Raw genomic sequence first — 25,561 nt, 5'->3', positions numbered from 1 at the left:
ATGACTTCAATTGACGCAATACCGTCACCCGGGCGGGAATGCGCCATATCCCGCACGCAACGGGCAGGTAACGAAAAATTGACCCACGCGGTACGACTCGGGGGCAAACTGGCGCGCGCCGGCCAGGTTTAACCCGGTCCGCGCCTGAACGGTCGACCATGGAGGGTGAGTCAATGACGCACGACCCCGCACCAGGATCCACCCCCGGCCTCGTCGTCTGCGTGGGCCTCCCCTCCGACCAGATCATCGAGATCGCCCGGCTCCTGCGCGGCCAGGCCACGGTGCTCGCCACGCCCGACGCCGACGGGGCGCGCGCCGTGCTCACCCCGCAGACCGCACCACGGCGCGCCGGCGACGCACCCTGGCGCGGCCTCGGCGCGCAGCCCGAGCGGTTCGACAACCCCGGGCCGGCGGACGAGCGGGCCTACGGCCGGCACCTCTCCGGGCACCCGACCGACCGGCTCCCGGACAACCTCACCGACCCGGTGGTGCACCCCGCCCCGGAGTTCCTGCCCGCGCAGTGGACGGCGTCCCCCGTGCTGCCGGTGGCGACGATCCCCGCACCGGCCCGGCCGGTGACCGGCACGATGCCGGTCGTCACCGAGGCGATGCGTCCCGTCACGGGTCCGGTTCCCGCCGTGACGGGTGCCGTCCCGATGGTCGCGCCGCCCGCGCTCGACCCGCTGGTGGCCGGGCCGCTCCTCGTGGACCTGGCCGCCCGGGAGGTCACGGCGCTGGGCCGGCGCGTGTACCTGTCGGCGCGGGAGTTCGACCTCCTCGCGACGCTCGCCCTGGAGGCCGGCCGGGTGTGGTCGTTCGCCGAGCTCACGGCGCGGGTGTGGCAGCTGCCCTACCTCGGCGACTCCGACCCGGTGACGTCCGCGGTCAAGCGGCTCCGCAAGCGGCTCGCGCCGGTGCGCGACGTGGAGGTCGCGTCGGTGCGCGGGGTGGGCTACCGGCTCAAGGTGTGGGCCTGACCCGAACCGGCAGGACAGGGGGCGCCGGGCGTCAGGCGCCCGTCACCAGCCACCGGTCGCCGCGGGCGCGCCAGCCGGTGGTCACGGCGCGCGCAGCCATGAAGACGCCCGCGAACGCGAGCCAGAGCCAGGCGAGACCACGTGCGCCGTCGGGCGCCCAGGCGGCGACCGCGAGCGCGAACGGGAGATAGACCACGAGGGTCGCCATGCCCGCCCAGGCGAGGAAGCGACCGTCGCCGGCGCCGATGAGGACGCCGTCGAGCACGAAGACCCAGCCCGCCATCGGCATGAGCACGCCGCACACGGCGATGCCGAGGGCGATGGCGACGCGGACGTCGGGGTCGGGCGAGAAGAGGGGCGCGATCCACCAGCCGGCGGTCGCCAGGAGCAGGCCGAGCACGGCCCCCGCGCCCACGCCCCACTGCAGGCAGCGGCGCAGCACGCCCCGGACGTGGCCGACGTCGCCGGCCCCGAGACCGTGCCCCACCAGCGCCTGCGCGGCGATGGCGAGCGCGTCGAGCGCGAACGCCGCGAGGCCCCACAGCGAGCTGACCACCTGGTGCCCGGCGAGCGCGACGTCGCCGAGGCCGGTCGCGATCACCACCGTGAGCAGGATCGCGGCACGCAGGCTCAGGGTGCGGACCATCAGCGGCGCGCCCGCGCGTGCGCCGGACAGGATGCCGGCCCGGTGGGGCCGCAGGCTCGCGCCGCGCCGGCGGGCGCCGCGCACCACGATCGCGCCCAGCACGACGGCCATGAGCAGCTGGGTGATCGCCGTCCCGAGGCCTGACCCGGCGATCCCCATGCCGACGCCGTACACGAGCGCGATGTTGAGCACCGTGTTGAGCACGGCGCCCGCGGCGGCGACGACCAGCGGGGTGCGCGTGTCGCGCAGGCCGCGCAGCACGCCGGTCGCGGCCTGGACCAGGAGCATCCCGGCGAGCCCCGGCGCGGACCACCGCAGGTAGGTCACGGCATGGTGGGCGACGTCGCCGTGGGCGCCCAGGGCGGTCACGGTCAGCGGGGCGGCGAGCAGCAGGAGGACGACGAGGACCGCCCCGATCCCGAGCGCGAGCCACATCCCGTCGATGCCGGACTGCAGGGCCTGGCGTTCCCGGCCCGCCCCGGTCAGCCGGGCCACCGAGGCGGTAGTGGTGTACGCGAGGAAGACACAGAGCCCGACCAGCGTGAGCAGCACGTTGCTCGCGAGCGAGAGCCCGGCGAGCTGGGCCGTGCCGAGGTGACCCACGACCGCACTGTCCACGAGGACGAAGACGGGTTCGGCGATCAGGGCCCCGAGCGCAGGTACCGCGAGGGCGAGGATCTCCCGGTCGATGGACCGCGAGGAACCGGGGGTGTGGCGAGGCTCGCCCAACTTTCTTTCCTCCACAGGCTGGGGGTTACGTCAACGCAGGTCAGAGGGCATGTCGATGTTTTACACAGGGGTTATCCACAACTGGGGACAGGGTTGTCCACCCGCTGTGCACAGCCCTGGGCCACCTTTCCACATGGATGTGCACAGGCCTGTCCACAGGTCTCGTTGCGCTCGGGTGCGCGGAGGCCTAGCGTCAGCGGGGCTGGCTTGCTGGTCTGATGTCCGGGGACTGTCGTGCACGACACAAAGGCGTGTCGGGGCCGATGTCCCGAGAGTGTCGGTGGCGAGGAGTAGAACAGGTGTAGGACATCGACCGGACGCACGCGTAGCGTGTGCCCGGGTGTCACGGGATGTCATGAGATCGGGAAGGCTGGAGGCGCGGATGTCGATCGAGGAGCTCGAGTCGAGCTACTCCGGCGGGAGCCCCGGCCTCGACCGGACGCCGCCGCAGGACGTCCCCGCTGAGATGAGCGTGCTGGGCGGCATGCTGCTGTCCAAGGACGCGATCGCCGACGTGATCGAGCAGATCCGCGGCAACGACTTCTACCGGCCCGCGCACGAGGCCATCTACGACGCGATCATCGACCTCTACGGCCGAGGCGAGCCGGCCGACGCCATCACCGTGGTCGCCGAGCTGCAGCGCCGGGGTGAGCACGCCCGCGTGGGCGGCGCCCCGTACATCCACGACCTCATGGCGGGCGTGCCCACGGCCGCCAACGCCGGGTACTACGCCAAGATCGTGCGCGAGCGCGCCATCATGCGCCGCCTGGTCGAGGCCGGTACGCGCATCGTGCAGATGGGCTACGCCACCGACGGCGGCGAGGTGGACGACGTCGTCAACAACGCGCAGGCCGAGGTCTACGCCGTGACCGAGCGGCGCGCGTCCGAGGACTACCTGCCGCTGGCCGAGATCATCGGGCCGACCTTCGACGAGATCGACGCCGCGCAGGGCCGTGGTGAGGGACTCACCGGCGTGCCGACCGGTTACTCCGACTTCGACCGCCTGACCAACGGCCTGCACGGCGGCCAGATGATCGTCGTGGCGGCCCGTCCTGCTGTGGGTAAGGCGCTCGCGCTCGATACCCCGCTACCGACACCGTCGGGGTGGACCACCATGGGCGAGGTCAAGGTCGGCGACCTCGTCCTCACGGCGGACGGCGCCCCGACCCGGGTGGTCGCGGCGACCGAGGTCATGCAGGGCCGCCCTTGCTACGAGGTAGAGTTCGACGACGGCACGGTGATTGTCGCGGACGCCCAGCACCAGTGGGTGACGAGCACTCGCGTGCAGCGCCGCAAGGTTCGCGTGGGTACCGCGCCGGAGACCTCCGTCCACACCACCGAGGAGATCCTGGCGACGCTGCGGACCGCGACGGTCGACCAGCGTGCCAACCACTCGGTGTCGACCGCCCGCCCCCTCGTCCTACCTCCGGCGGAACTGCCGATCCACCCCTATGCCCTGGGCGTCTGGCTGGGCGACGGCACGTCGCGGCGTGCCGAGTTCACGTCGGCGGACCCCGAGATCGCGATGATGATCGAGGGCCTGGGCTACGTGGCGCAGCCTCGGGGCACGGCGAAGGGTGCGGCTCGCACCTACTCGATGCTGCTTCCGGAGCCCAAGGCTCAGACGCGGGCGTGCATCGTCTGCGGCACTTCCTTCGTGCCGAAGATGGCTTCGCTGCTCGCGTGCAGCAAGTCCTGTGCGGCGCGCTCTCGAGGCATGGCCCGCCCCGCGCAGCCGACCTGCCCCGATTGCGGCAAGCCAGGCTGGGGGTTCCGGCGGTGCCAGTCGTGCCACAACACGAACGGCACGATGGGCGGCCGGCTGCGCAGCCTCGATCTGCTCCAGAACAAGCACATCCCGACCACGTACCTCCGTGCGAGCGAGGACCAGCGGCGTGCTCTGCTCGCGGGCCTGCTCGACTCCGACGGGACGGTCAACCCCCAGGGCAGCGTCCAGATCGCGCTGACCAACGAACGGCTCGCCCGGGACACACGTGAGCTGATCCTGTCCCTCGGGTACCGCACAGGCTGGTCAGAGAAGCGGGTCAACGGTCGTACCGAAGCATCTTCCACCGTGTTCACGATCACCTTCACGACCGAGGACGACGTCTTCACCCTGGAGCGCAAGCGGCTCACGCACAAGGACCGCCGCCGGCCCGCGACCGCCAAGCTCACCTCGCGGTTCGTGGTCGACGTCCGGCCGATCGAGTCGGTGCCGGTGCGCTGCATCGAGGTGGAGGACCCGTCGCACCTCTACCTCGCGAGCCGGTCGATGGTCCCTACCCACAACTCGGTGCTGGGCATCAACGTCGCATCTCACGCGGCGATCCACCACGACATGGCCTCCGTCATCTTCTCCCTGGAGATGAGCCGCAACGAGATCGTCATGCGAATGCTCGCCGCCGAGGCGCGCGTGCCGCTCACCAAGATGCGCAGCGGCAACATGGACGACGGCGACTGGCAGAAGCTCGCCGCCACCATGGGGAAGGTGTCCGACGCCCCGCTGTTCATCGACGACTCGCCCAACATGTCGCTGATGGAGATCCGCGCCAAGTGCCGGCGCCTCAAGCAGAAGCACGACCTCAAGCTCGTGGTCATCGACTACCTCCAGCTCATGTCGTCCGGCAAGCGCGTCGAGTCGCGTCAGCAGGAGGTCTCCGAGTTTTCCCGGTCGCTCAAGCTGCTCGCGAAGGAGCTCGAGGTGCCCGTCATCGCCATCTCGCAGCTGAACCGAGGCGCCGAGCAGCGCAGCGACAAGAAGCCGCAGATGTCAGATCTTCGCGAATCGGGATCTATCGAACAGGACGCCGACGTCGTGATCCTGCTGCACCGCGAGGACGCCTACGAGAAGGAGTCGCCGCGCGCCGGCGAGGCCGACCTGATCGTGGCCAAGCACCGTAACGGCCCCACCGACGTGATCACGGTCGCGTTCCAGGGCCACTACCAGCGCTTCGTGGACATGCAGGTGTGAGCCCCTGGCGGTGCCGACGAGGCGCAGGGCCGACCTGCGCCTCGTCAACAGGTCACGGACGATACCTGTCGTACTGGCTGGGCACCTCGGCCTGCGCCGTGCAGGCGTTGCAGTACAGGGTCGATGTGACCGACCTGACCCCGTCGACGCGCGTGAACCGCTGACCCAGCTCCACGGTCGGATCGTCGACGTCGCACACCGGACAGGTCCAGGGGCCGTGGCCTGCGTCCCGTACCGAGCGGAAGATGACGTTCCACTGTTCGTCGCTCACGACGAGACCGTACCGGTCAGCCGAACCGCTGGACGCCGATCGCCGCGAGGAGCTCGATCTGCCCGGCGTCAGGGCCGGCGGGGACGGACCGGGCACGAGCCGGGGCCGTCCCCTGCCGGCTCAGCCGCCGAGGTACCTCCACTGCCCCTCCGAGGCGACCTCGACCGCGCCGTCGACCACCGCGATGGCGGTGTCGTCGTCGATCGCGTACGCCGGACCATCGAGCCCGGCCGCCCATCGTTCGGCCGCCGCCATCGTGTTCTCCGGCAGCATCGGGTGGTCGACGTGCGGGAAGATCGAGAAGTCGACGATCCCGAGCGTGGCGTCGTCCCCCGACGGGGGCGCCCACTCGACGAAGTCCTGGCCCACGCGCGGTGTCAGCACCATGCTGCCCGCGCTCATCCCCACGTACACCGTCTCGGTCAACGACGGCAGGAGCCCGGCGAAGCCCGACTCCCGCATCCAGTGGCTCAGGTACAGCGCGTCGCCGCCCGACACGAGCAGGACGTCCGCGTCCCGGACCAGCGGCACCCAGTGCTGCTCGTCGATCGAGGGCAGCGCGGTGAGCTCCAGGACTCCCACGGACTTCCAGCCCAGCTCGGTCATGGGCTCGTCCGACCGGCCGGCGATGAATCTCCACGCTCCGGCTCCCGGTCCCACCTGGGGGTGCCCGTACATCGCCGTCGGGATGCAGAGGGCGTGGCACTCGGCGATCGGCCGGCCGAGAAGGCCGAGCAGGGCGTCGTGGATGCTCGGGTTCCTGATGCCTGCCGAGGTGAGCAGTAGGCGCATGACGGCTCCTGGGTCGGACGAGGACGAGACCATCGGTAGACCTGGTTCGGCCAGGAGAGTCATCGGTTCCGTCGCGCGACCTGAGCGTGACGGCACTAGCGTCGGCACGGCCGGTACCAGCTGCACACGGAGGACAGGCGATGGGACTTTTCGGCCGCCGCACACGACGCCCTGCCGGCGCGGACGCACAGGACCAGCCGGAAGAGCTCCGGGCGCCCGCCGAGAGCCCCGCGTCCCGGCTGTGGTCCGACGGCTTCGGCCGGGTCGGCACGCGGTCGCTGCAGATCCTCGCGGTGGTCGCGATCATCGCCGTCTTCGGGTACGTGGGCACCCGCCTGACCCTCGTCGTCATCCCGGTGCTCATCGCGCTCGTGCTGGCGGCGGCCATCTCGCCGCTGGTGTCGTACCTGCGCCGCCACGGGTGGCCCTCGCTGCTGGCCACGTGGGTCTCGCTCCTGGCCCTGGTCGCGATCCTGTCCGCGATCGTGTGGCTCGTGGTGCGGGCCGTCGCGGACCAGTGGGACGAGCTGGGCCGACAGGCGCTCGACGGGTTCGACTCCCTGGAGACGTACATCCAGAACCTGCCCTTCGAGATCACCGACGAGCAGATCGCGTCGGTGCGGGAGTCCGCGCTGAACCTGCTGCAGTCCGACACGGTGGGCTCCGGCGCCATCGCGGGCGTCTCCCAGACCGCCGACTTCATCGCGGGCTTCTTCATCATGATCGTCGTCCTGTTCTTCTTCCTGAAGGACGGTCCGGCGATGTGGGAGTTCCTGCTGCGGCCGTTCGAGGGCCACCGGTACGAGCGCGGGCAGCGGGTAGGCGCCGCGACCGTCAGCACGCTCGGCGGCTACGTGCGCGGCACGGCGATCGTGGCGCTGGTCGACGCCGTCGGCATCGGGATCGGCCTCGCGATCGTGGGCGTGCCGCTCGTCGTCCCGCTGTCCGTGCTCGTGTTCCTGCTCGCGTTCATCCCCCTGGTCGGCGCCACGCTCGCCGGCATCATCGCGGCCCTGGTCACGCTCGTCGCCGTCGGACCGGTCGAGGCGCTGATCGTCGTCGCGATCGTGGTCGCCGTGAACCAGCTCGAGGGCGACTTCCTCCAGCCGATCGTCATGGGCCGCACCCTGCGGCTGCACCCGCTCGTCATCCTGTTCGCCCTGACCGCGGGGACGGTGCTCGCCGGGATCACCGGCGCCGTCCTCGCCGTGCCGGTCGCCGCGTCGATCTGGCGCGCGATCCAGGTGTGGGACGGGCCTGACCTGCCGGCTCGCTTCGCCCGGCAGAAGCGGCCCGAGACGGTGACCGGTCTTCGAGATGAGAAATCCTGAGGCCTTCCGCGCACACGACGGTCGTGGTCAGATGTCGCCCATGATCCCGCAGACGACCCGGAGCACGGCCGCGCTGGAGAGCCACACCGGGCTCACCTCCCTCACCGAGATCACCAGCAGCCCGGACCCGCAGGAGCACTACGCGCGGTTGCGCGCACAGTGGGGCCCGGTGGCGCCGATCGAGATCGAGCGCAAGGACGACGTCGTGATCCCGGCGTGGCTGGTCCTGGGCCACTCCGAGAACTGTCACGTGATGCGCTCCGAGTTCGACTTCAGCAGGAACGCGGCCAACTGGCGGTGGAACGCCGAGCACCTGCTGCCCGCCGGCACGGCGATCGGCATCTACACCCCGGCGGAGCCACGCCCGACGGCGTTCTACCACGACGGCGACGAGCGCAAGCGGCTGCGCGAGCCGCTGGACGACGCCCTGGCGGCCCTCGACGAGCGAGTGGTCCGCGAGCGGACCACGGACATGTGCGAGCGCGTCATCGACCGCATGGGCCCGTCGGGGAGCGGTGACCTGGTCAAGGCGTACTGCCGGCCCATCGGGTTCCTCGCGATGACCACCACCCTCGGGTTCGACCTGGAGACCGGGGCCATGCTCATGGCCGACGCCGCGGCCGTGGTGAGCGGTGACGGCGACCAGGTCGCCCGGGCCCAGGCGAACACGGCGGCGATCGTCCTGGAGCACATCCGCCGGCGGCGGCAGGAGAGCGGGGACGACCTGGTCTCATACCTCGCGGTCCACAAGAACTTCGCGCACGACGGCGAGATCGCCAGCAGCTCGATCGTGCCCGTCAGCGCGGCGGCGATCTTCCTCACCGCGTGGATCACGCAGACGCTGCACCAGATCCTGACGGACCGGAGCCTCGCCGCCCGGGTCGCCGGCGGCCGCCTGACGCTCGACGGCACGCTCGACGAGGTGCTGTGGCGCAGGTCCCCCATCGCCCAGTCGCCCGCGCCGCGGTTCGCCCTCACTGACCTGGACCTCGGCGGACACCGGATCCGCCGGGGCGACGCCCTGGTCCTGGCGATCGCCGCGGCGAACCGGGACCCGGCCGTGCACACCGGCGACGTGTGGGACGAGGTCGACAACCGCTCCCACCTGTCCTGGGGCACCGGGCCGCACGCCTGCCCGGCACCCCGGCTGGCCCGGCTGATCGCCCGCACCGCCGTCGACCAGCTCCTGCGGCACATGGACGTGCAGCTGACCGGGTCTCCCGACGACCTGCCCTGGGCGTCCTCGGCATGGGTGCGGCACGCCGAGCGGCTGCCCGTGACCTGGCAGGCCGCCGACCACGGCGTGGTCGGCGGCTGACGTTCGGCGGCTTGGCCCGCGGGCGCGTCAGCCCGCGCGCTCGGCGCCCAGGACGGCCGGCACGCGGGCCGGGCCGTTGGCGACGAACCCGGGCACCTGGCCGTGGTCGCCGTCCGGCTCGGCGAGCCGCAGGTCGGGGAAGCGGTCGAACAGCGCCGGCAGGGCGGTCTCGGCCTCCAGCCGGGCCAGCGGCTCGCCGACACAGTGGTGGGCGCCGGCGCCGAACGCCAGGTGCGTCCGGTCCGCACGCGCCGGGTCGAACAGCGCGGCATCCTGGTGCACGGTCTCGTCACGCCCCGGAGCACCGAAGACGGCGATGATCGGGTCGCCCTGGCTGATCGCCACCCCGCCGAGCTCCAGGTCCTCGACGGCGAAGCGCAGCGGGATGTAGATCACCGGCGGCGCCACCCGCAGCGTCTCGTCGACCACGGCCGACCACGTGACCTCGCCGGCGCGGACCGCGGCGAGCACGTGCGGATGGGTCAGCAGCAGGTGGACGGCGGAGGCCAGCAGGTTCACGGTGGTCTCGTGGCCCGCGACCAGCATCAGGTTGCTCGTGGAGACGGCCTCGTCGTCGGCCAGCTCGGCCGCGACCGTGCTGATCAGGTCCTCCGCCGGGTCCGCCCGCTTGGCGCGGACGAGCGCGCCGAGCAGCTCGCGCAGCTCGGTCTGGGCGGCACCCTGGGCCTCGCGCGTGGCACCGGTGTTGATCAGCGTGTCGGCGCACCGGCGCATGTCCTGCCGCTGACCGTCCGGGACGCCGAGCAGGTCGCAGATGACCTCGACCGGGATGGACGAGGCGAACACCTCGCGCAGGTCCACGACCGCGCCGTCGGCGCCCTTCGCGGCGAGCTCGTCGAGCGTCGCGGTGACGGCGGCCGTGACGCGGGGTTCCATCGCCCGCGTCCGGCGCGCCGTGAACCCGCGCGCCACGACCTTGCGCAGCGCACGGTGCGTGCTGCCGTAGGCGTTGAACATCGACGTGCCGGTGACCCAGGTGTACAGGGGCCACTGCGGCGTGATCTCGCCGTCGATCAGCGCCGTCCAGTGCTGGCGCGAGTCCTTCGAGATCCGCGGGTCGACCAGCATCGGACGGAGCAGGGCCAGGTCGGTGACCGCCCACGCCTCCACCCCGCCCGGCAGGGCGACCCGCGTCACCGGTCCTCGCTCGCGCAGCCGCGCGACCTCTTCCAGCGGTGCCCTTCCAGCGGCATCCAGGACCAGGGTCTCCACGAGCACTCCTCACGCCGAACGGGCAGGTCAGTGGCCACAGTCTTTGCGGAGATGCCCGCTTTGTCCATGTCGACGGACGGCTACGCCGCGGCGAGCCCCTGGGTGAAGAACCCGGTCAGCTTCTCGACGACCGGCCCGGCGAACTCGGGCCGGTCGTAGAGGTCCACGTGGCTGGCCCCCTCGACCCAGTGGAGCTCCTTGGGCTCGTGGGCCTCGGCGAAGGCGAGGGTGCCCATGTGCTTGGTCACGGCCTCCGTCCCCTGGACGACGAGCAGCGGTCGCGGCGCGATCAGGCCGACGAACCGGAACTGGTCGGACGTCGCGATGCGGTCGACGCTCGACCAGGTGAACTCCTTCGCGGAACGCGGGTGCGCCCCGCGCTCGGTGCGGTAGTACTCGAAGCCCTCGAAGCCGTGCCGGCCGCCGAGCACCCGGGCCTCCTCCGCGGTGTCCGGGAAGACCGGGAACATGCCGACACCCTCGCCTCGGACCTCGGCGGTGCGGGCGGCCGCGGCGGCGTCGAGCATCCCCTGGACCACGGCCGGGGGCTGGGCCCCGTCGGCGCCGTCGCGGAACTGGCGCCCGACGTCGACGCCGCTCACGGTGGCCAGTGCCCGCACCCGGTGGTCGCCCGCGGTCGCCGCGATGCCGTAACCGCCGGAGGCGCAGATGCCGAGCATCCCGATCCGCCCGGCGTCCACCTCGGGGCGGGTGGTGAGGTACGAGACCGCCGCCTTGAGGTCCTCGACGCGGTGGGCGGGGTCCTCGAGCCCGCGCGGCAGTCCGCCGCTCTCGCCCTGGTAGGCGGCGTCGAAGGCGAGCGTGACGAAGCCCTGCTCGGCCAGGCGCGCGGCGTACGTCCCCGCGGTCTGCTCCTTGACCCCGGTCCCGGGGTGGCCGACCACGACCGCGGGGAGCGGGGCGGCGTCGGCGGCGGCGTCGGGCGACGGAAGGTAGAGGTGGCCCGCGAGGGAGATCCCGGCACTGTCGAAGGTGACGTCTGTTCGGTTCATGCGACCAGGTTGTGCCGCTCGCTCGCACCGCAACAGCGTCGGGTTCTTCCCCGGGAAGGATCCTGCCCTCCCACGGCCGCCCGGCCGCTCGCAGAATGGTTCGCATGACCCCACCCGTCGACCCCGACGAGCTCGGCGCGTTCCTCAAGGCGCGCCGGGCCGAGCTCGACCCCCACGCCGCCGGCCTCCCCGAGACCCTGTCCCGCCGCAAGGTGCCCGGGCTGCGCCGGGAGGAGGTGGCCCAGCTCGCGGCGATCAGCGTGGACTACTACACCCGCCTCGAACAGGGTCGCGTCGCGGCGTCCGCCGCGGTGCTCGCCACGCTCTCGTCGGCCCTCCGCCTCGACGAGGACCAGCAGCGCTACCTCTACGAGATCGCCGGCAAGGCCGATGCCCGGCCCCGTCGGCGCCGCGCCCGCCAGGCCCTGCGCCCGGCGATGCGGCGGCTGCTCGACCGGCTCACCGACACGCCGGCGATCGTGCTCGGCAAGCGCATGGACGTCCTCGCCTGGAACGCCGCCGCCGCGGCTCTCTTCGTCGACTTCGGGGAGATCCCCGCCGCGCGACGCAACTACGTCCGGCTGCTCTTCACCGACCCGACCGTCCGGGCGCTCAACGTCCGGTGGGAGCACGACGCGCGGGACGCCGTCGCCGCCCTGCGCATGGAGGCCGCCGCCGACCCCGACGACCCCGACCTCGCCCAGCTGGTCGGCGAGCTCGCCGTGGCCGACCCCGACTTCCGCCGCTGGTGGGCCGAGCACCGTGTGAACAGCGCCACGTACGGCATCAAGCAGTACCGGCACCGCGTGGTCGGCGACCTGACGCTCGACTGCGACACCTGGTCCAGCCCGGACGGCAGCGGGCAGCGGCTGATGGTGCTCACCGCCGAGGCGGGCTCGCCGTCCGACGAGGCGCTGCGCATCCTGGCCTCCTGGACGGCCGACGCCGACACCACGACCACCGCGACGGACGCGCGATGACCACGTGGACCGCACCCACCCCCGCGACGCTCCGCGACGCACCGTCGCTACACCTCTCCGCCGGCCCCGTCGACCCGGACGCCCGGGCCCCGGAGGTCGAGGTCGGCATGGTCCTCGTCGACGGCGAGCTCTACGTCCGGTCGCAGCGCGGCACGACGTCGGAGTGGTATCGCGCCGCCGTCAGCCACGGTTCGGGACGGGTCCGGGTGGCCGGCGAGACCGTCGCGGTGCGCTTCGATCCCGCCGGGCCGGCCGCCCGGGCGGCCGTCGACGCGGCCTACCGGCACAAGTACGGCGCGCTGGCGTCGTTCGCCGTCGGCGAGCCCGCGCGTCGGGCGACGCTCCGCGTCACACCCCGCTGAGCCCCGCCGCCAGCCCCGCCAGCACCTCGGCCGCCGCGCGCGGGCGGACCAGCCACGACAGGTGGCTGGACGCCAGGGTGTGCACGTCGTACGGGTTGCCGGGCGTGAGCGCGTCGGCCTCACGGATCATCCGGTCCTGCATCGCGAGCGGGATGCTCGTGTCGGCGTCGAGGCGCACGTAGGACCGCGGGATCGTGCCCCAGGTCTCCGCCCGGGCCCGGTCGTCCGACCTGCCGACGTCGAGGTTCTCGTCCGGCTGGAACGTGGCGAGGAACGCGCGGAGCTCGTCGTCGGTGCCGTCGGCGAGGAACGCCTCCTTGAGGCCGGCGAGCACCGCCGGGTCGGCCGTCCGGAAGTTGGCACGCAGCAGGCCCAGCGCCGCCGGGTCGCCCGCGAGGACGGCCGCGAGCGCCCCCGCGTCGACGTCGGCCATCTCGGGCTGGGCGTAGTAGTCGCTCGCGCCGAGGTCGACGGGGGCCCAGGCGGAGACGTAGACGATCCGGTCGACCAGGTCGGGGCGGGCGTTGCCGACGGCGGTCAGCGTCATGCCGCCCCGGCTGTGGCCGACGAGGATCACGGGGCCGTGCTCCTTGGCGCGTTCGAGGGTCTCGATGACGCGTGCCGCGTTGTCGGCGAGGGTCACGCCCTTGATGACGCCGGGTGTGGTGGCGAGGCCGGCGGGGTCCTGCGGTGCCTGGTAGGCGGCCGGGTAGGTGGCCTCGAACCCGTGGCCGGGCAGGTCGACGGCCGCGGAGCGGTGTCCGTGCAGGGCGAGCTCGGCCTGGAGCGGCGCGAACGAGAACGAGTTGGCGAAGGCGCCATGGACCAGGACGAACGTGGGTGACATGGCGCCAGAGGCTACCTGGGCGGCCCGGTCAGCCGCCGGGATTTTCGAGGAACGCCTCCATCCCGCCGCCGTCGGCGAGGCCGATGATGTTGCCCGCCGGGTCGGTGAACCAGGCGCCGTCGCCGCCCTCCATGAATCCGCGCACGATGCCCTTCTCGTCCTGGTCGAACCCTTCGTAGTGCTGGAAGGTCACGCCCTTGGCGGCGAGCTCGTCGACCACCTCGTCGACGTCGTCGACCGTCAGGTGCATGACGGTGAACGGCGCGGGGACGTGGTCGTCCTTCTGGTAGACGAAGACGGCGGCGCCGTCGCCGAGGTCGAGCACGATGCCGGCCCCCTCGTCCAGGGTCGACACGCTCATGCCGAGCGTGTCGGCGTAGAACGCGCGCACCGCGTCGATGTCGTTCGCCGCGAACGTCGGCAGCACATTTCGAACGTTGACCATCGCTGTCTCACTCCTTCGTGATCTCCGGCGACCGCACGGCGTGTTCCCGTCGGGAGCGCCGGACACTTTCCAGGCTGCCACCGTCGGGCGCGCGCGCAAGCGGCCGGCGGGGGCCGGCCCGGACATCACCCGCGGGCGGTCACTGGCCCACGCGGCCGTCGATGCGTTCGCGCAGGATGTCGGCGTGCCCGCAGTGCCGCGCGTACTCGACGATCTGGGACACGATGCCGTCGCGGACCTGCAGGTCGCCCCCCTCCGGCCCGAGGTCGGAGACGCCGACGTTCCAGCTCTCGAGGTCGGTCACCGTGTCGAGGTAGCGGTCGGTGGCGGCCATCTCGGTGTGCCACTGCTGCCAGGCGTCCTCGGCGACGGCCGGGTCGGCGACGGCGCCGTTCCAGTCGCCGTCGCGGTCGTCGTCGGTCCGGTAGAGCGGCGGTGCGTCCTCGCCGGCCAGGACCCGCCGCAGGTGTCGTTCGCCGTCGGCGAGGTGTCGCACCAGCCCGAGCAGGGACATGGTGGACGGCGGCGCGGACCGGCGGGCGAGCTGCTCGGCGTCGAGCCCCGTGCACTTGAGCTCCAGGGTGAGCCGGTAGTAGCGGAGGTAGTCGAGCAGCATGGCGCGCTCGTCGCCGGGTGGGACGTCGGTCTCGCGGGGGTCGTCGTCGGGGTCCACCCACATGTCGGGGAAGACGGTCGAACCGGTCCACCGGGTCGCTGGTGCTTCAGTGTCGTGCTCCGTGGGTTCCATACGACCCAGGGTGGACCGTGCGGGGCCCACGGACCACGGGATTTCCGCCGGACCTGGTCTCAGGCCGACGCCCGCGGGCTACGGCGCGGTCCAGGCCGCCGCACCACCGCACGCCACGAGCTCCTCGCCGTCGGCGAGGATGCGCACGTCGAACCACGTGCCGGCGTCGACGTCGAGGTCGGAGCCCGGTTCGGCGAGGTTGACCTCGGCGTCGTGCCGGTCCTCGTCCGCCGAGTCGATCCGGCTGTGCGTGAACCCGGCGTCGCCCTCCCCGGAGTCGACGCTGCCCGTGCCGATGTCCCAGGACCGGGAGACCACCGGTTCCTCGCCGGGTCCCGGCCGGACGTCGAGCTCGACCCGGTACCCGGTGTCGCGCGCCGACGGGTCGCTGGTCCACGCGATCGTCGCGCCCGGGCTCACCGTGCGGGTCTCCCGGACGGTCCACATCCGGCGGTCCCCGTTGACCGACACGGACGCGGCCGGGGTGATCTCTCCGCTGGTCAGGGCTGGTCCGGCGTGCTCCACCTCGCACAGGGGCTCGCCGACCAGGCTCTCGCTGCTCGCGCTGCCGATCGGCACGCAGTAGCCGACCCCGAGCGCGCAGGTGACCGCCGCCGCCACGTACACGGCGACGCGCGGCCGCCGCGGGAGGTCGAGGACGTCGCGCACCACGACGGTCCGCGCGATCGAGTCGGCGAAGGTCTGCCGCTTCGCGTGCCAGAGGGGTCGCAGGTAGCCGATCAGGAAGATCGCGTCGAGCACGTGCAGCACCCAGCGCGCCGCCGTCCGCCACAGCCCGGCCGGCCGGTGCTCGTCCTCGCGGACCACCCTGATGCCGGTCACGAGCTTGCCCGGGGTCCAGCCCGTCAGTGCCTGGAGCACCAGCAGGGCCACGAGGGCCGCGACCGGGATCAGGACGAGCGGGCCGCGCCCCCAGTTCTCGGTGCCGGCCGCGGCGAACACGGGCGTGAGTGTGACGGGGGAGAAGCCCGTCCCGAGCGTCAGCCAGGTGACCCCGGCCAGGATCGCGTCGTCGAGGATCGCCGCGACCACACGCTGCCCCCAGGTCGCGTACGCCGGCCTGTCGACGGCGGCCGGCCCCGCGGGGACGGCGTCCGGCGCACCGCCCGGCACGACGGCCACGCCTGACCGTGCGTCACCGGACGGCGCACCGCCGTCGGGCCCGGGCCCCTCGCTGCTCACCATCCCTGGATCATGGCAGCCAGGGCGCCCGCCCGCGACGAATCAGCCCTGGTAGCGGTACGCGTCCCAGGCGCCGAGCAGGTACTGGATGCCCAGCGCCCGGTCGTACAGGCCGTACCCGGGGCGGGGCTTGTTCGTGGTGTTCTCGTCCCACAGGTGCCGGCCGTGGTCGGGCCGGATGTAACCCTCGTAGCCGGCCTCGGCGTACGCCTTCATGATGCCGGTGGTGTCGACGCTGCCCTCGCACGCCCGGTGCGCGACCTCGGTGAAGTCGCCGTTGTCGAAGTGCTTGATGTTGCGCACGTGCGAGAAGTGGATGCGGTCCATGAAGGTCCGCACCGCGTCGACAGGGTCCTGCTCCGGGTTGGCGGAGAAGCTGCCCAGGCACAGCGTGAGGCCGTTGTACGGGCTCGGGTTCAGGTCGAGCACGCGCGCGATGCCCTCCTTGGTCGAGACCACGCGCGGCCAGCCGAAGACGTCGAAGGGCGGGTCGTCGGGGTGCACGCCGAGCTTCACGTCGACCTCCTCGCAGGTGGGGATCACCGCGTCGAGGAAGTACTTGTAGTTGGCGTACATGTCGTCGTGCGTCACGCCCTCGTACGCCGCGTTCAGCTCGCTGAAGCTCGCCAGCCGCTCCGGCTCCCAGCCCGGCAGGGTGAGCCCGTGCGTGTTCGCCTCCATGTCGGCGATCAGACTCTCGGGCGACATCTTGTCGACGACGGCCTTCTCGTAGAACAGGGCGGTCGAGCCGTCCGGCAGCGGGTGCCACAGGTCGGTGCGCAGCCAGTCGAAGACCGGCATGAAGTTGTAGCAGACCACCTTCACGCCCGACTGCCCGAGGCGGCGGATCGTCGTGACGTAGTTCTCGATCGCCTCGTCGCGGCTCAGCCCGAGCACGGTGCGGCCCAGCTTGATCGACTCGTGCACGTTGACGGACTCGACCACCTCGGCGTCGAACGTCTTCGTGATCCCCTGGGCCCGGGCCGCGTCCGAGAGGCCCGTGATCTTCGCGATCTCGGCGTCGATCTCCGCCTGCTCCCACACCTCGCCGGCCTGCTTGTGGTGCAGGCTCCACACGATGGTCTCCACGCCAGGGATCTGGCGCACGTGATCCAGGGTCACGGTGTCGTTGCCCTCGCCGTACCAGCGGAAGCCCATCTTCACAGCGGTTCTCCTCGTCGTCGTCGTCCAGCCGCTCTTGTATACATCATGCCCGCCCCGGCGGGCGGGGCGGGCACGATGCTCACGGAGCGGTCCGCACGGGGGTTCCCCGAGCTGGTCCGACGGCGGCTCAGCGAGCCGTGAACCGCAGCCGCATCCGGACAGGCGTGGCGTGCAGCTGGGCGTTCGGCAGCACGCCCGGGCCGCAGGCCGCCGTGCCGACGCCGTGCTGGGCGGCATCCAGGTGCAGCCACAGCCGCCCGTCGGGCACGAGCTCGTGCGGGTGGGCGGCGGCCTCGAGCGCCTCGTCGGACCAGGGGCGCAGCGACAGCTCGAATCCTGTCCGCTCCCGGCCCCCGACCAGCACCTCGCCCGCGTCGATCCGCAGGCCGGAGCCGTCCGCGAAGGACAGGTCGGCGCTGGTGACGCCGCGCCGGGCACCGTTCTCCTGCGGGTGCGTGTACCGGGTCTGCCAGTCGGCGACCGTGTGCTGCCACGCCCCGCCGAGCGCCGCCGCCGTCGAGTCCGCGTACGACTCGTCCGGGCCGAGGCCCGTCCAGCGCACGCCGGCCTCCGCGGCCCGCGGGTCGTCGAGGGCCAGCAGCAGGCCGAGCCGCGCGACGCTCTGCGGTGCCGGGCCCTCGGGCCGGATGTCGACGAGCAGGTCGACGGCATCGGGCTCGTCGGTGACCGGCTGCCAGCGGTAGTGCGTGGCGAAGCCCGTCCGGACGGCCGGCCCGGCGACGCGCGCGTCGATCCGCAGCGCGCCGTCCGCGCCGACGTCCACCCCGGTCCTGCGCTCGCCGAGCAGTGTCAGGCCCGCGCGGTACCACACCGCCGCGTCGGCCTGGTCGCCCCGGCCCGGACGCCGGTCGTTGTCGGTCGAGGCCCGCCAGGCATCGGCGCGGAACAGGTGCACCGCGCGGCCCGCGAGCTCACGGAGCTCACCCCGGCCGTCGAACCGTGCCGGACCCGCCCGGAACCCGCCGTCGGCCTCCTTCGTCACGCGGCCCGCCGGTTCCGCGAGCGCCGCGCGCTCCACGAGGCGGAGCTGGCCGGACCCGAGCACGAATCCTGGTTCGAGCCAGGTGTCCTCGAGCTCGTCGGGCTTGTCCTGGACGGCGCGCAGCGTCCACCAGACCGGTGCCTCGCCGGGCTCCGGCAGGGTCAGGTCCGCGGGCGGGCGGACGACGGCCTGGGCCCCGGCGTCGAGCACGAGGTCGAGGGTGCCGGTGGCGAGCTCGTCGTCGCCGCGGTGGAGCGTCCAGCGGAGCTCGGCGTGGCTGGTGTCCCGGAACGCGTAACGGTTACGCACCAGCAGGGTGCCGTCCGGCTGTGCGTCGATGCGGACCGGTGCGAACACCGCGGCGGTCTCGCGCAGCCCCGGCGAGGGTGTCCGGTCCGGCAGGAGCAGCCCGTCGGCGATGAACGTGCCGTCGTGGAGCCGTTCGCCGAAGTCTCCGCCGTAGGCGGAGAACAGGGTCCCGTCGGTGTCGGCGCGGGTCAGGCCGTGGTCGATCCACTCCCAGATGAACCCGCCGAGCAGCCGGGGGTACCGGTCGAACAGGGTGTCGTAGTCGGACAGGCCGCCGGGGCCGTTGCCCATGGCGTGCGCGTACTCGCACTGGAGGAACGGCATCGCCCGGCGGCGGCCGTCGGACTCGGCACGCTCGAACGGTGGCTCGATGCCCTGGCCGATGAGGTCGACCTCCGCGGTCTCGGCGTACATCCGGGAGTAGACGTCCACGTGGTCGCTCGACCAGTCGCCCTCGTAGTGGATCGGGCGGCTCGGGTCGAGCGCGCGGACGGCGGCGGCCATCGCGGCGAGGTTGCGGCCGACGCCCGCCTCGTTGCCCAGCGACCACATGATGATGCTCGCGTGGTGGGCGTCGCGGCGGACCATCCGGGTGACGCGGTCGACGAGCACGTCGGTCCAGGCCGGGTCGTCGACCGGGTTGCGGGTCCAGCCGTCGACCTCGAAGCCGTGGGTCTCCAGGTCGTTCTCGTCGATCACGTAGAGCCCGTGGCGGTCGCACAGGTCGAGGAAGTGCGGGTGCGGCGGGTAGTGGCTCGTGCGGACGGCGTTGATGTGGTGCCGCTTCATGAGCAGCACGTCCTCGAGCATGCGTTCCGGCGTCACGGACCGGCCGCGCAGCGGGTCGAACTCGTGCCGGTTGACGCCGCGCAGCTTGATCGGCCGCCCGTTGACGAGGAAGACGCCGTCCTCGATCGAGATGGTGCGGAAGCCGACGGCGAGCGTGACCGTCTCGGTGTCGGTCGCGACCACGACGTCGTAGAGCCGCGGCCGCTCGGCGCTCCACGGCTCCACGGTCATCTCGACGTCGACGCCGGACGTGGACTCGATGCCGAGCTCGGGCACCGTGACCCGTGCGGCCACCACGCCCGGCGCACCGACGACGGCCGCGGCGTCCACGCGCAGCGTGCCCACGCCGGTCGCGTGGTCGTAGGCGGCGTGCACGCGCACGTCGTCGAGGCCGCCGTCGGGGCGGTGCTCCAGGGCGACGCTCCGGAAGATGCCCGAGAGCCACCACTGGTCCTGGTCCTCGACGTACGACATGGCCGACCACTGGGTGACGCGAACCGCGAGCAGGTGCTCGGCACCCGGGCGCAGGCGTCCGGTGAGGTCGATCTCGGTGGGCAGGCGGGAGCCGTGCGACGTGGCGAGGAGCTCGCCGTCGAGCGAGGCCTGGAACCAGGAGTCGACGCCCTCGAACCTCAGCACGGTGCGGCCGCCCTCGGGCCAGTCCGCGGGCAGGCGCAGCGTGGTGCGGTACTCGCCCGTCGGGTTGTCGTCGGGCACGTGGGGCGGCTCGACGGGGAACGGGAACACCACGTTGGTGTAGGCGGGCGTCCCGTACGGCCAGGCATCGGGGGAGCCCGCGAGCTGCCAGTGCCCGGGCACCGCGAGACGGTCCCAGTCCTCGCCGGGCTCGGCCCGGTCCACGCCTGTGTCCGCGTGCGGGAACAGCCGGAACCGCCAGTCGCCGTCGAGCGACAGCGCGGTGGCGCTGGAGGCGCCGGCCGGCGGGCGGAACCGCGGTGCGACCACGCCGTCCGGCGGGGCGACGGTCTCGTGGGTGGTGGTCATGACTCCTCCAGGCGGCGTCGGGTGGGGAAGCGGGCGGCGGGGACGCCGGTCGTGACGCTACCCCGCATCGTGGTGCCGACTGCGCCACCGCGTCAGATCATGGACAGATGTCCAGCCTGCTGCACGCCGTCCGCTCGGCGGTCGCCCCGTTCACCCGCACGCGGTTCTTCCGCACCGTCGGCCCCGTGGTCCTGCCACCCGCCGAGCGGGTGCTCGCCTGGGGCTCCGGCGGGCGCCTGCAGATCAGCGCGCTGCTGGTGCCGTCGCTCGTGCTGCACACCCGGGGCGCGCGGTCCGGGAAGCCGCGCGACACCTACCTCATGTACACGCCGGACGGCCGGGACCGGGCGATCGTCGCGGGCTCCGCCTTCGCCCAGGACAAGCACCCCGCGTGGACCTACAACCTGCTGGCCCACCCCGACGCGAGCATCAGCGTGCGCGGCCGCCACATCCCGGTCCGGGCCACCCTGATCGAGGACGGCGAGCGGGACGCCGTCTGGGCGCAGATCGAGCGGCAGTGGCCCGGGTACCGCGGCTACGAGCGGACGTCAGGGCGGGAGGTGCGCCTGTTCCGCCTGGAACGGCCGCAGCGGTAGAGCGACCGCAGCGGGCGTAGCCTCGCAGGCATGGCGTACGACCAGGTCCTGGCCGACGAGATCCGGCATGCCCTGGCCGGCGAGGACGGGCTGTCCGAGAAGCGCATGTTCGGCGGGCTGTCGTTCCTGGTGGGCGGCAACCTCGCCGTGGCGGTGCGCGGCGGCGGCCTGCTGGTCCGGGTCGGGGCCGACGACGCCGCAGAGCTGGCGCGCACCACGACCGCCGAACGCGCGGTGATGGGCGCCCGCGTCATGGCGGGCTGGCTGGCCGTGCCGGCGGACGCCGTCGCCACCGAGGCCGACCTCGTCACGTGGGTGCGACGCGGGGTGAGCTGGGCCCGTACGCTGCCGGCCAAGTGAGCCACGTCGCCTGCGCTCGTATCACGTTATCCACCCGATTTTGGTCGAACTTCGACCGATCAACCCGTGTTAGTGCAATCATTGGCCCATGATCCTCCTGCGCTTCCGGGTCGAGAACCACCGAAGCATCCGCGACGAGGCCGAGCTGTCGCTCGTCAGGCCGTCGCTGACCACCGTGCGCCCCAAGGACGGGGACTGGGCCGGCGCCACGACTCGGGTCGCGGGGATCTACGGAGCCAACGCGTCGGGCAAGTCCACGGTCGTGGACGCGTTGAAGTTCTTCCGAGCGATGGTCGTCGAGTCCGCGACGTCGTGGAGCCTTCGCAAGAGGCTCCCGCAAGAACCGTTCAAGCTCACTGCCAGCACCACGGTGCGCCCATCGGGTTACGCGGTCGATTTCGTGCTCGACGAGGTCCGCTACCAGTACGGCTTCGAGATCGACGAGGCCGCCGTCCGACAGGAATGGCTCTACGACTATCCCAGCACGAAGCACAGGGTTCTCTTCGAGCGCGAAGGCGGCGAATACAAGTTCGGACGCACCTTGATCGGCGCGCCCCGGCGCCATGCGGCGGTAACAGGCGACAGGATGCTCTTCCTGTCCAAGGCCGCGGGGAACGGGCACGCACTGCTGGGCCGACTTTCGACCGCCTTCGCAGACCATATTGCTGTCGCCGACTTCTCGGAACAGGACCGTCAACGTCGCCTTGAGCAGATCATGGACGGGATCGCCGAGGAAGAGATCGACCTCGGCGACGTGAAGACGCTCCTTCAGGTGGCCGATATCGGCATTACCGACGTCAGTATCGACGAATCCTCCGTGTCAGGACCCCTTGGCGAAGCCTTCAGAGTCATCAACGACCTCGCTGCCAAGAAGGTGGAGGTCATTCCCCGGTACGTCGTGACAACAGCGGAGAACACGAAGCGGACGGTGAGGATCGATACCCCCGCCCGGGACCCGAACGATCTTCAGGAGCGCAACATCGGGTTCGTCGAGCACGCCCTGATGTTCCAGCACGCGGGTCACGACGGCGCCTTCGCCCTACCTCTCGGCGAGCAGAGCACAGGGACCCTCTCCTGGCTCAGCCTCGCCCTTCCAGCAATCAGGATCCTGCGCTCGGGCGGACTGCTGGTCGTCGACGAGATCGACGCCAGCCTGCATCCGCAGCTGTCACAGGTGATCCTGCGGATGTTCAAGGACCCCGACTACAACCACACCGGCGCCCAGTTGGTATTCACGACACACGACACGTTCCTGCTCTCCAACCAGTCGGACTCGATGCTTGCTCCGGAAGAGACGTGGTTCACGGAGAAGGGTCGCGACGGAGCCACGTCGCTCTTCTCGCTCTCGGACTTTCCAACCCGCGCGGACCAGAACTTTTCAAAGCGCTACCTCGACGGCCGTTACGGCGCTGTGCCCAGAACAGCCCGGTCGTTCCTCGCGTCTCTTCTCGACCCAGAGGTACGGGAGACGACGGATGCGTAAGGGCGGTTCCCTCGTCAGGAACCGCCCGACGCGTCAGGAGAACAGGAGGCTCCTGGTCGTGACCGAGGGCGAGATCACGGAGGTCCAGTACCTGCAAGGACTGCTCCAGCACTTGCGGAGGGCGGGTGTCACGGTGGTCCCCCATGCGCTCAAAGGCGGCGGCGGAGAACCCTCACGAGTCCTGGCCAAGGCGCGCAAGCTCGCGGCGAAGGATGACTACGAGGCGGTGTGGGTCGTCGTCGACGTCGATGATCACGCCTCGTTGAACGACGTCCTCCGCGAATGTGCCGGAAGCGCCGAAACAGTAGTCGTCTCCAACCCACAGTTCGAGGTCTGGCTGCTCTGGCACCTGACCGACAGCGGCGCGGCGCACACGGCGACGTCGCTCAAGAAGGAACTGAGACGACACGGGTTCACGGGCACGTGCAAGCACCTCCCCACCGGTTTTCCGTTCGACAACGTCGAACAGGCGGTCGCCATGGCAACGCACAGGAATCGCGCAACAGGCCTGAACAGCCGTGGCCCGAACCCGTCGAGCGCGATGCCACACCTGGTTGAGGCGCTCCGTGGCCGTTGAGAATCCGCGGGACGGACTTACTGGTCCATCTGCCGGGCCAACATCTCGCCGATCACGCGCGCGCCCTCCGGGAACGCGCCCGGATTGGGGCCGGAGTAGTTGAGCCGCAGGTAGGCGCCGGTCGGCTCGGCCGGGAACCACTCGTGACCCGCCGCGATGATCACGCCCGCCGCCTCGCAGTCCCGGACCAGACGGGCGACGTCCGTCGGGTCGGGCAGCCGCACCCAGAGGTTCAGGCCGCCCCGGGGCACTGCCTCGACACGCGCGGCCGGGACGTGCTCCCGCAGCGCCCCGAGCAGCAGGTCGCGCCGGCCGGCGAGCTGCTGGCGCAGGCCGCGCAGGTGGGTGCGCCAGGCCGGCTGCGTCACGACGTCGAGCGCGACGGCCTGCAGCATGCCGCTGACGTACATGGACTCGGCCTGGGCGCCGGCGAGGATGCGGTCGCGAGCCGGCCCGCGCGCGACGAGTCCCGCCACCCGCACCGCCGGCGAGACGCTCTTGGCCAGGGAGCGCAGGTAGACCACGTGGCCGTTGTCGTCGCGGGTCGCGAGGGGCACCACGTCCTCGGCGATGCCGAAGTCGTGCGCCCAGTCGTCCTCGATCACGTACGCGCCGTGCCGCCGGGCCAGCCGGAGCACCTCGTCGCACAGGTCGGGCGACCAACGGGCGCCCGTCGGGTTGGCGAAGTGCGGCTGGGCGTAGAAGGCGCGCGCCCCGGTCTGCTCGAACGCGCGCGCGAGCGCCTCCGGGTCCGGACCCTCGGGACCGCTGGGCACGGGTACGACCCGCACCCCGACCTGGTCGGCCGCGAGCAGGGCGCCCCAGTAGGTGGGCGACTCGACCAGCAGCGGTCGGCCCTCGCCGACCAGGGCGCGGAAGGTGATGCTGAGGCTGCTCTGGCTGCCGGGGAAGACGACGACGTCGCTCGGCGCGGGCGGGGCGACACCGGCCGGTGACGCACCGCCGACCTCGGCCGCGAACCAGGCCTGCAGCTCCGGGACCCCGGCGGCAGGCGACCGGGTCACTGCGGCCTCGCTGCGCGCCGCGCGGGTGAAGGCGGCACGGACCAGCCGCTCGGGCAGCAGCTCGCGGTCCGGGTAGCCCGAGTGCAGGGCTATGACGTCGTTCGGGACGGTGTGCTGGGCCCGGGAAAGCTGCTGGGCGGGCTGCTGGCGGGGGCCGAGCGCCGCCGTCTGCCAGCCGAAGTCGTGGGGGCGGGCCACCCGCACGGCCCGGACGAACGTGCCGACCCCCGGCCTGGTCTCCACCACGCCCTGCGCCACCAGCGTGCGCAGCGCCTTCTGCACCGTGACCGGGCTCGCCCCGTAGCGCGCCACGAGCTCCCTGCTGGACGGCAGGCGCGCGCCGGGGGCGGCGGTCGCGATCCAGTCGTGCAGCCCGGCGACGATCCGTCCACTGCTATCGTCATACATGACAGCCAACAGTAGCGCTACCCTCACGACAGACCACCCGCTATCGGCCTCGCGCGCCGGCCTCTGGTGGGGGCTCCTGGGGGTGCTGGCCTTCTCGTTCACCCTCCCCTTCACCCGCGTGGTCGTCGGCTCCGGCGCCATGTCGCCGCTGTTCGTGGCGTGCGGGCGCGCGGTCGTGGCGGCACTGCTGGCGGCGGCCGCGCTCGCGATCACGCGGCAGCGCCGGCCCCGCGGCGCCCAGTGGGCGCGGTTGGCGGTCGTCGCAGCCGGTGTGGTGGTCGGCTTCCCGGTGCTGACGTCGTTCGCGCTGACCACCGCGTCGGCCAGCCACGCGGCCGTCGTGATCGCGCTGCTGCCCGCCGCCACCGCGGTGCTGGTGGTCCTGCGCGGGCGCGAGCGGCCCCGGACGTCGTTCTGGGTGATGGCCGCACTGGGCGCGGTCGCGGCGATCGCCTTCGCCTCGGTCCAGGGCGACGGGTTCGGCGGCCTGCACGGGTCGGACCTGCTCCTGCTCGCCGCTGTGGTCGCCTGCGGGTTCGGCTACGCGGAGGGCGGGCTGCTCTCGCGCGAGCTCGGTTCGTGGCAGACCATCTCCTGGGCCCTGGTGCTCGCCGCGGTGCCGATGACGCTGCTCACGGCGGTCGCGGTGGTGCGGCAGCCGCCGTCGGGCACGCCGCTCGACTGGGCGCTGTTCGGCTACCTGGGGGCGGTGAGCATGTTCCTGGGCTTCGTCGCCTGGTACCGCGGCCTCGCGATCGGCCCGATGGCGCAGGTCAGCCAGGTGCAGCTGGTCCAGCCCGTGCTGGGGATCGGCTGGGCGGCGCTGCTCCTGCACGAGCAGATCGGCTGGCCCACGGCGCTCGGCGGGGCGGCCGTGATCCTCTGCGCCGGCATCGCCGTCCGGTCCCGCCTGCGGCAGCCCGGCTGAGGCGCACCGTCCGGCGTCGGGCAGACTGGGCGCACACCCCGACCCTCC

At 72.2% G+C, this 25,561-nt stretch carries 22 protein-coding genes and 2 pseudogenes; 11 read left to right on the top strand and 13 right to left on the bottom strand.

Annotated elements, in window-relative coordinates; all coding sequences use genetic code 11:
- Window positions 1–173 precede the first annotated feature (173 nt).
- Complete coding sequence (locus ACZ7LE_RS01210; RefSeq protein ID WP_470401580.1) at window positions 174–977, top strand: winged helix-turn-helix domain-containing protein; 804 nt, start codon at window positions 174–176, stop codon at window positions 975–977.
- Between the two features lie 31 nt (window positions 978–1,008).
- On the opposite strand, the gene ACZ7LE_RS01205 is transcribed toward ACZ7LE_RS01210, so the two are convergent.
- The gene (locus ACZ7LE_RS01205) at window positions 1,009–2,352 is read right to left on the bottom strand and encodes an MATE family efflux transporter (RefSeq protein WP_470401579.1); all 1,344 of its coding nucleotides are present in this window, start codon (window positions 2,350–2,352) and stop codon (window positions 1,009–1,011) included.
- 382 nt (window positions 2,353–2,734) lie between these two features.
- On the opposite strand from ACZ7LE_RS01205, the gene dnaB reads away from it, so the two are divergent.
- A complete protein-coding gene (dnaB, locus tag ACZ7LE_RS01200; protein WP_470403263.1) occupies window positions 2,735–5,323 on the top strand; it encodes a replicative DNA helicase in 2,589 nt (862 codons plus the stop codon).
- A gap of 52 nt (window positions 5,324–5,375) precedes the next feature.
- On the opposite strand, the gene ACZ7LE_RS01195 is transcribed toward dnaB, so the two are convergent.
- Together ACZ7LE_RS01195 and ACZ7LE_RS01190 are read right to left on the bottom strand one after the other, a co-directional pair.
- Window positions 5,376–5,594, bottom strand: coding sequence for a hypothetical protein (locus ACZ7LE_RS01195; RefSeq protein ID WP_470401578.1), 219 nt, complete (start codon window positions 5,592–5,594; stop codon window positions 5,376–5,378).
- 120 nt (window positions 5,595–5,714) lie between these two features.
- On the bottom strand, window positions 5,715–6,386 hold the full coding sequence (locus tag ACZ7LE_RS01190; protein ID WP_470401577.1) for a Type 1 glutamine amidotransferase-like domain-containing protein: 672 nt from the start codon (window positions 6,384–6,386) through the stop codon (window positions 5,715–5,717).
- 140 nt (window positions 6,387–6,526) lie between these two features.
- Between ACZ7LE_RS01190 and ACZ7LE_RS01185 the strand changes: the two genes are divergently transcribed.
- Both ACZ7LE_RS01185 and ACZ7LE_RS01180 read left to right on the top strand, forming a co-directional pair.
- A complete protein-coding gene (locus ACZ7LE_RS01185) occupies window positions 6,527–7,717 on the top strand; it encodes an AI-2E family transporter (protein ID WP_470401576.1) in 1,191 nt (396 codons plus the stop codon).
- Window positions 7,718–7,757: 40 nt separating this feature from the next.
- On the top strand, window positions 7,758–9,035 hold the full coding sequence (locus tag ACZ7LE_RS01180) for a cytochrome P450 family protein (protein WP_470401575.1): 1,278 nt from the start codon (window positions 7,758–7,760) through the stop codon (window positions 9,033–9,035).
- A gap of 27 nt (window positions 9,036–9,062) precedes the next feature.
- Here the strand turns inward: ACZ7LE_RS01180 and ACZ7LE_RS01175 are convergent, their stop codons facing one another.
- Entirely contained in the window at window positions 9,063–10,268 is a 1,206-nt protein-coding gene (locus tag ACZ7LE_RS01175) for a cytochrome P450 family protein (protein ID WP_470401574.1), read from the bottom strand.
- A gap of 80 nt (window positions 10,269–10,348) precedes the next feature.
- Window positions 10,349–11,281 carry an alpha/beta hydrolase gene (locus ACZ7LE_RS01170; RefSeq protein WP_470401573.1) on the bottom strand — a complete coding sequence of 311 codons (933 nt, stop codon included), beginning with the start codon at window positions 11,279–11,281 and terminating at the stop codon, window positions 10,349–10,351.
- A 104-nt stretch (window positions 11,282–11,385) separates the two neighbouring features.
- On the opposite strand from ACZ7LE_RS01170, the gene ACZ7LE_RS01165 reads away from it, so the two are divergent.
- Both ACZ7LE_RS01165 and ACZ7LE_RS01160 read left to right on the top strand, forming a co-directional pair.
- Window positions 11,386–12,261, top strand: a complete 876-nt coding sequence (locus ACZ7LE_RS01165; RefSeq protein ID WP_470401572.1) for a helix-turn-helix domain-containing protein — start codon at window positions 11,386–11,388, stop codon at window positions 12,259–12,261.
- Complete coding sequence (locus ACZ7LE_RS01160) at window positions 12,258–12,623, top strand: DUF2255 family protein (protein WP_470401571.1); 366 nt, start codon at window positions 12,258–12,260, stop codon at window positions 12,621–12,623. The genes ACZ7LE_RS01165 and ACZ7LE_RS01160 overlap by 4 nt, the downstream gene beginning before the upstream one ends.
- Here ACZ7LE_RS01160 and ACZ7LE_RS01155 read toward each other — a convergent pair.
- The 7 genes and pseudogenes from ACZ7LE_RS01155 to ACZ7LE_RS01125 form a co-directional block, all read right to left on the bottom strand.
- Window positions 12,610–13,470 (bottom strand): alpha/beta fold hydrolase, encoded by an 861-nt coding sequence (locus ACZ7LE_RS01155; protein ID WP_470401570.1) that lies wholly within the window; start codon window positions 13,468–13,470, stop codon window positions 12,610–12,612. The two genes, ACZ7LE_RS01160 and ACZ7LE_RS01155, sit on opposite strands and share 14 nt — an antisense overlap.
- A gap of 28 nt (window positions 13,471–13,498) precedes the next feature.
- Window positions 13,499–13,915, bottom strand: a complete 417-nt coding sequence (locus tag ACZ7LE_RS01150) for a VOC family protein (protein ID WP_377229095.1) — start codon at window positions 13,913–13,915, stop codon at window positions 13,499–13,501.
- A 139-nt stretch (window positions 13,916–14,054) separates the two neighbouring features.
- Complete coding sequence (locus ACZ7LE_RS01145) at window positions 14,055–14,663, bottom strand: DinB family protein (protein ID WP_470401569.1); 609 nt, start codon at window positions 14,661–14,663, stop codon at window positions 14,055–14,057.
- Between the two features lie 78 nt (window positions 14,664–14,741).
- Window positions 14,742–15,869, bottom strand: coding sequence for an RDD family protein (locus ACZ7LE_RS01140; RefSeq protein ID WP_470401568.1), 1,128 nt, complete (start codon window positions 15,867–15,869; stop codon window positions 14,742–14,744).
- A 39-nt stretch (window positions 15,870–15,908) separates the two neighbouring features.
- The gene (locus tag ACZ7LE_RS01135; protein WP_470403262.1) at window positions 15,909–17,024 is read right to left on the bottom strand and encodes a mannonate dehydratase; all 1,116 of its coding nucleotides are present in this window, start codon (window positions 17,022–17,024) and stop codon (window positions 15,909–15,911) included.
- 133 nt (window positions 17,025–17,157) lie between these two features.
- Window positions 17,158–18,333, bottom strand: a pseudogene (locus ACZ7LE_RS01130) (beta-galactosidase small subunit-related protein); the annotation flags it as partial.
- A 99-nt stretch (window positions 18,334–18,432) separates the two neighbouring features.
- Window positions 18,433–20,136, bottom strand: a pseudogene (locus ACZ7LE_RS01125) (glycoside hydrolase family 2 TIM barrel-domain containing protein); the annotation flags it as partial.
- Between the two features lie 107 nt (window positions 20,137–20,243).
- Between ACZ7LE_RS01125 and ACZ7LE_RS01120 the strand changes: the two are divergent.
- The 4 genes from ACZ7LE_RS01120 to ACZ7LE_RS01105 all read left to right on the top strand — a co-directional run bounded on the left by ACZ7LE_RS01120 (window position 20,244) and on the right by ACZ7LE_RS01105 (window position 23,152).
- Window positions 20,244–20,732 (top strand): nitroreductase family deazaflavin-dependent oxidoreductase, encoded by a 489-nt coding sequence (locus ACZ7LE_RS01120; protein WP_470401567.1) that lies wholly within the window; start codon window positions 20,244–20,246, stop codon window positions 20,730–20,732.
- Between the two features lie 30 nt (window positions 20,733–20,762).
- Window positions 20,763–21,092 (top strand): TfoX/Sxy family protein, encoded by a 330-nt coding sequence (locus ACZ7LE_RS01115; RefSeq protein ID WP_470401566.1) that lies wholly within the window; start codon window positions 20,763–20,765, stop codon window positions 21,090–21,092.
- A gap of 88 nt (window positions 21,093–21,180) precedes the next feature.
- A complete protein-coding gene (locus ACZ7LE_RS01110; RefSeq protein WP_470401565.1) occupies window positions 21,181–22,575 on the top strand; it encodes an AAA family ATPase in 1,395 nt (464 codons plus the stop codon).
- A 58-nt stretch (window positions 22,576–22,633) separates the two neighbouring features.
- Window positions 22,634–23,152 (top strand): RloB family protein, encoded by a 519-nt coding sequence (locus ACZ7LE_RS01105; protein ID WP_470401564.1) that lies wholly within the window; start codon window positions 22,634–22,636, stop codon window positions 23,150–23,152.
- Between the two features lie 17 nt (window positions 23,153–23,169).
- On the opposite strand, the gene ACZ7LE_RS01100 is transcribed toward ACZ7LE_RS01105, so the two are convergent.
- Window positions 23,170–24,585, bottom strand: coding sequence for an aminotransferase-like domain-containing protein (locus ACZ7LE_RS01100; RefSeq protein ID WP_470401563.1), 1,416 nt, complete (start codon window positions 24,583–24,585; stop codon window positions 23,170–23,172).
- Here ACZ7LE_RS01100 and ACZ7LE_RS01095 point away from each other — a divergent pair.
- Window positions 24,584–25,513: a DMT family transporter gene (locus ACZ7LE_RS01095; RefSeq protein ID WP_470401562.1), complete on the top strand. Its 930-nt coding sequence runs from the start codon at window positions 24,584–24,586 to the stop codon at window positions 25,511–25,513. The genes ACZ7LE_RS01100 and ACZ7LE_RS01095 overlap by 2 nt on opposite strands.
- Window positions 25,514–25,561: the final 48 nt, after the last annotated feature.

The sequence above is a fragment of the Promicromonospora sp. NPDC110617 genome (assembly GCF_055598465.1).
Note: the sequence above shows the minus strand (reverse complement) of the source record. Positions and strands in the feature narration are given on the sequence as shown.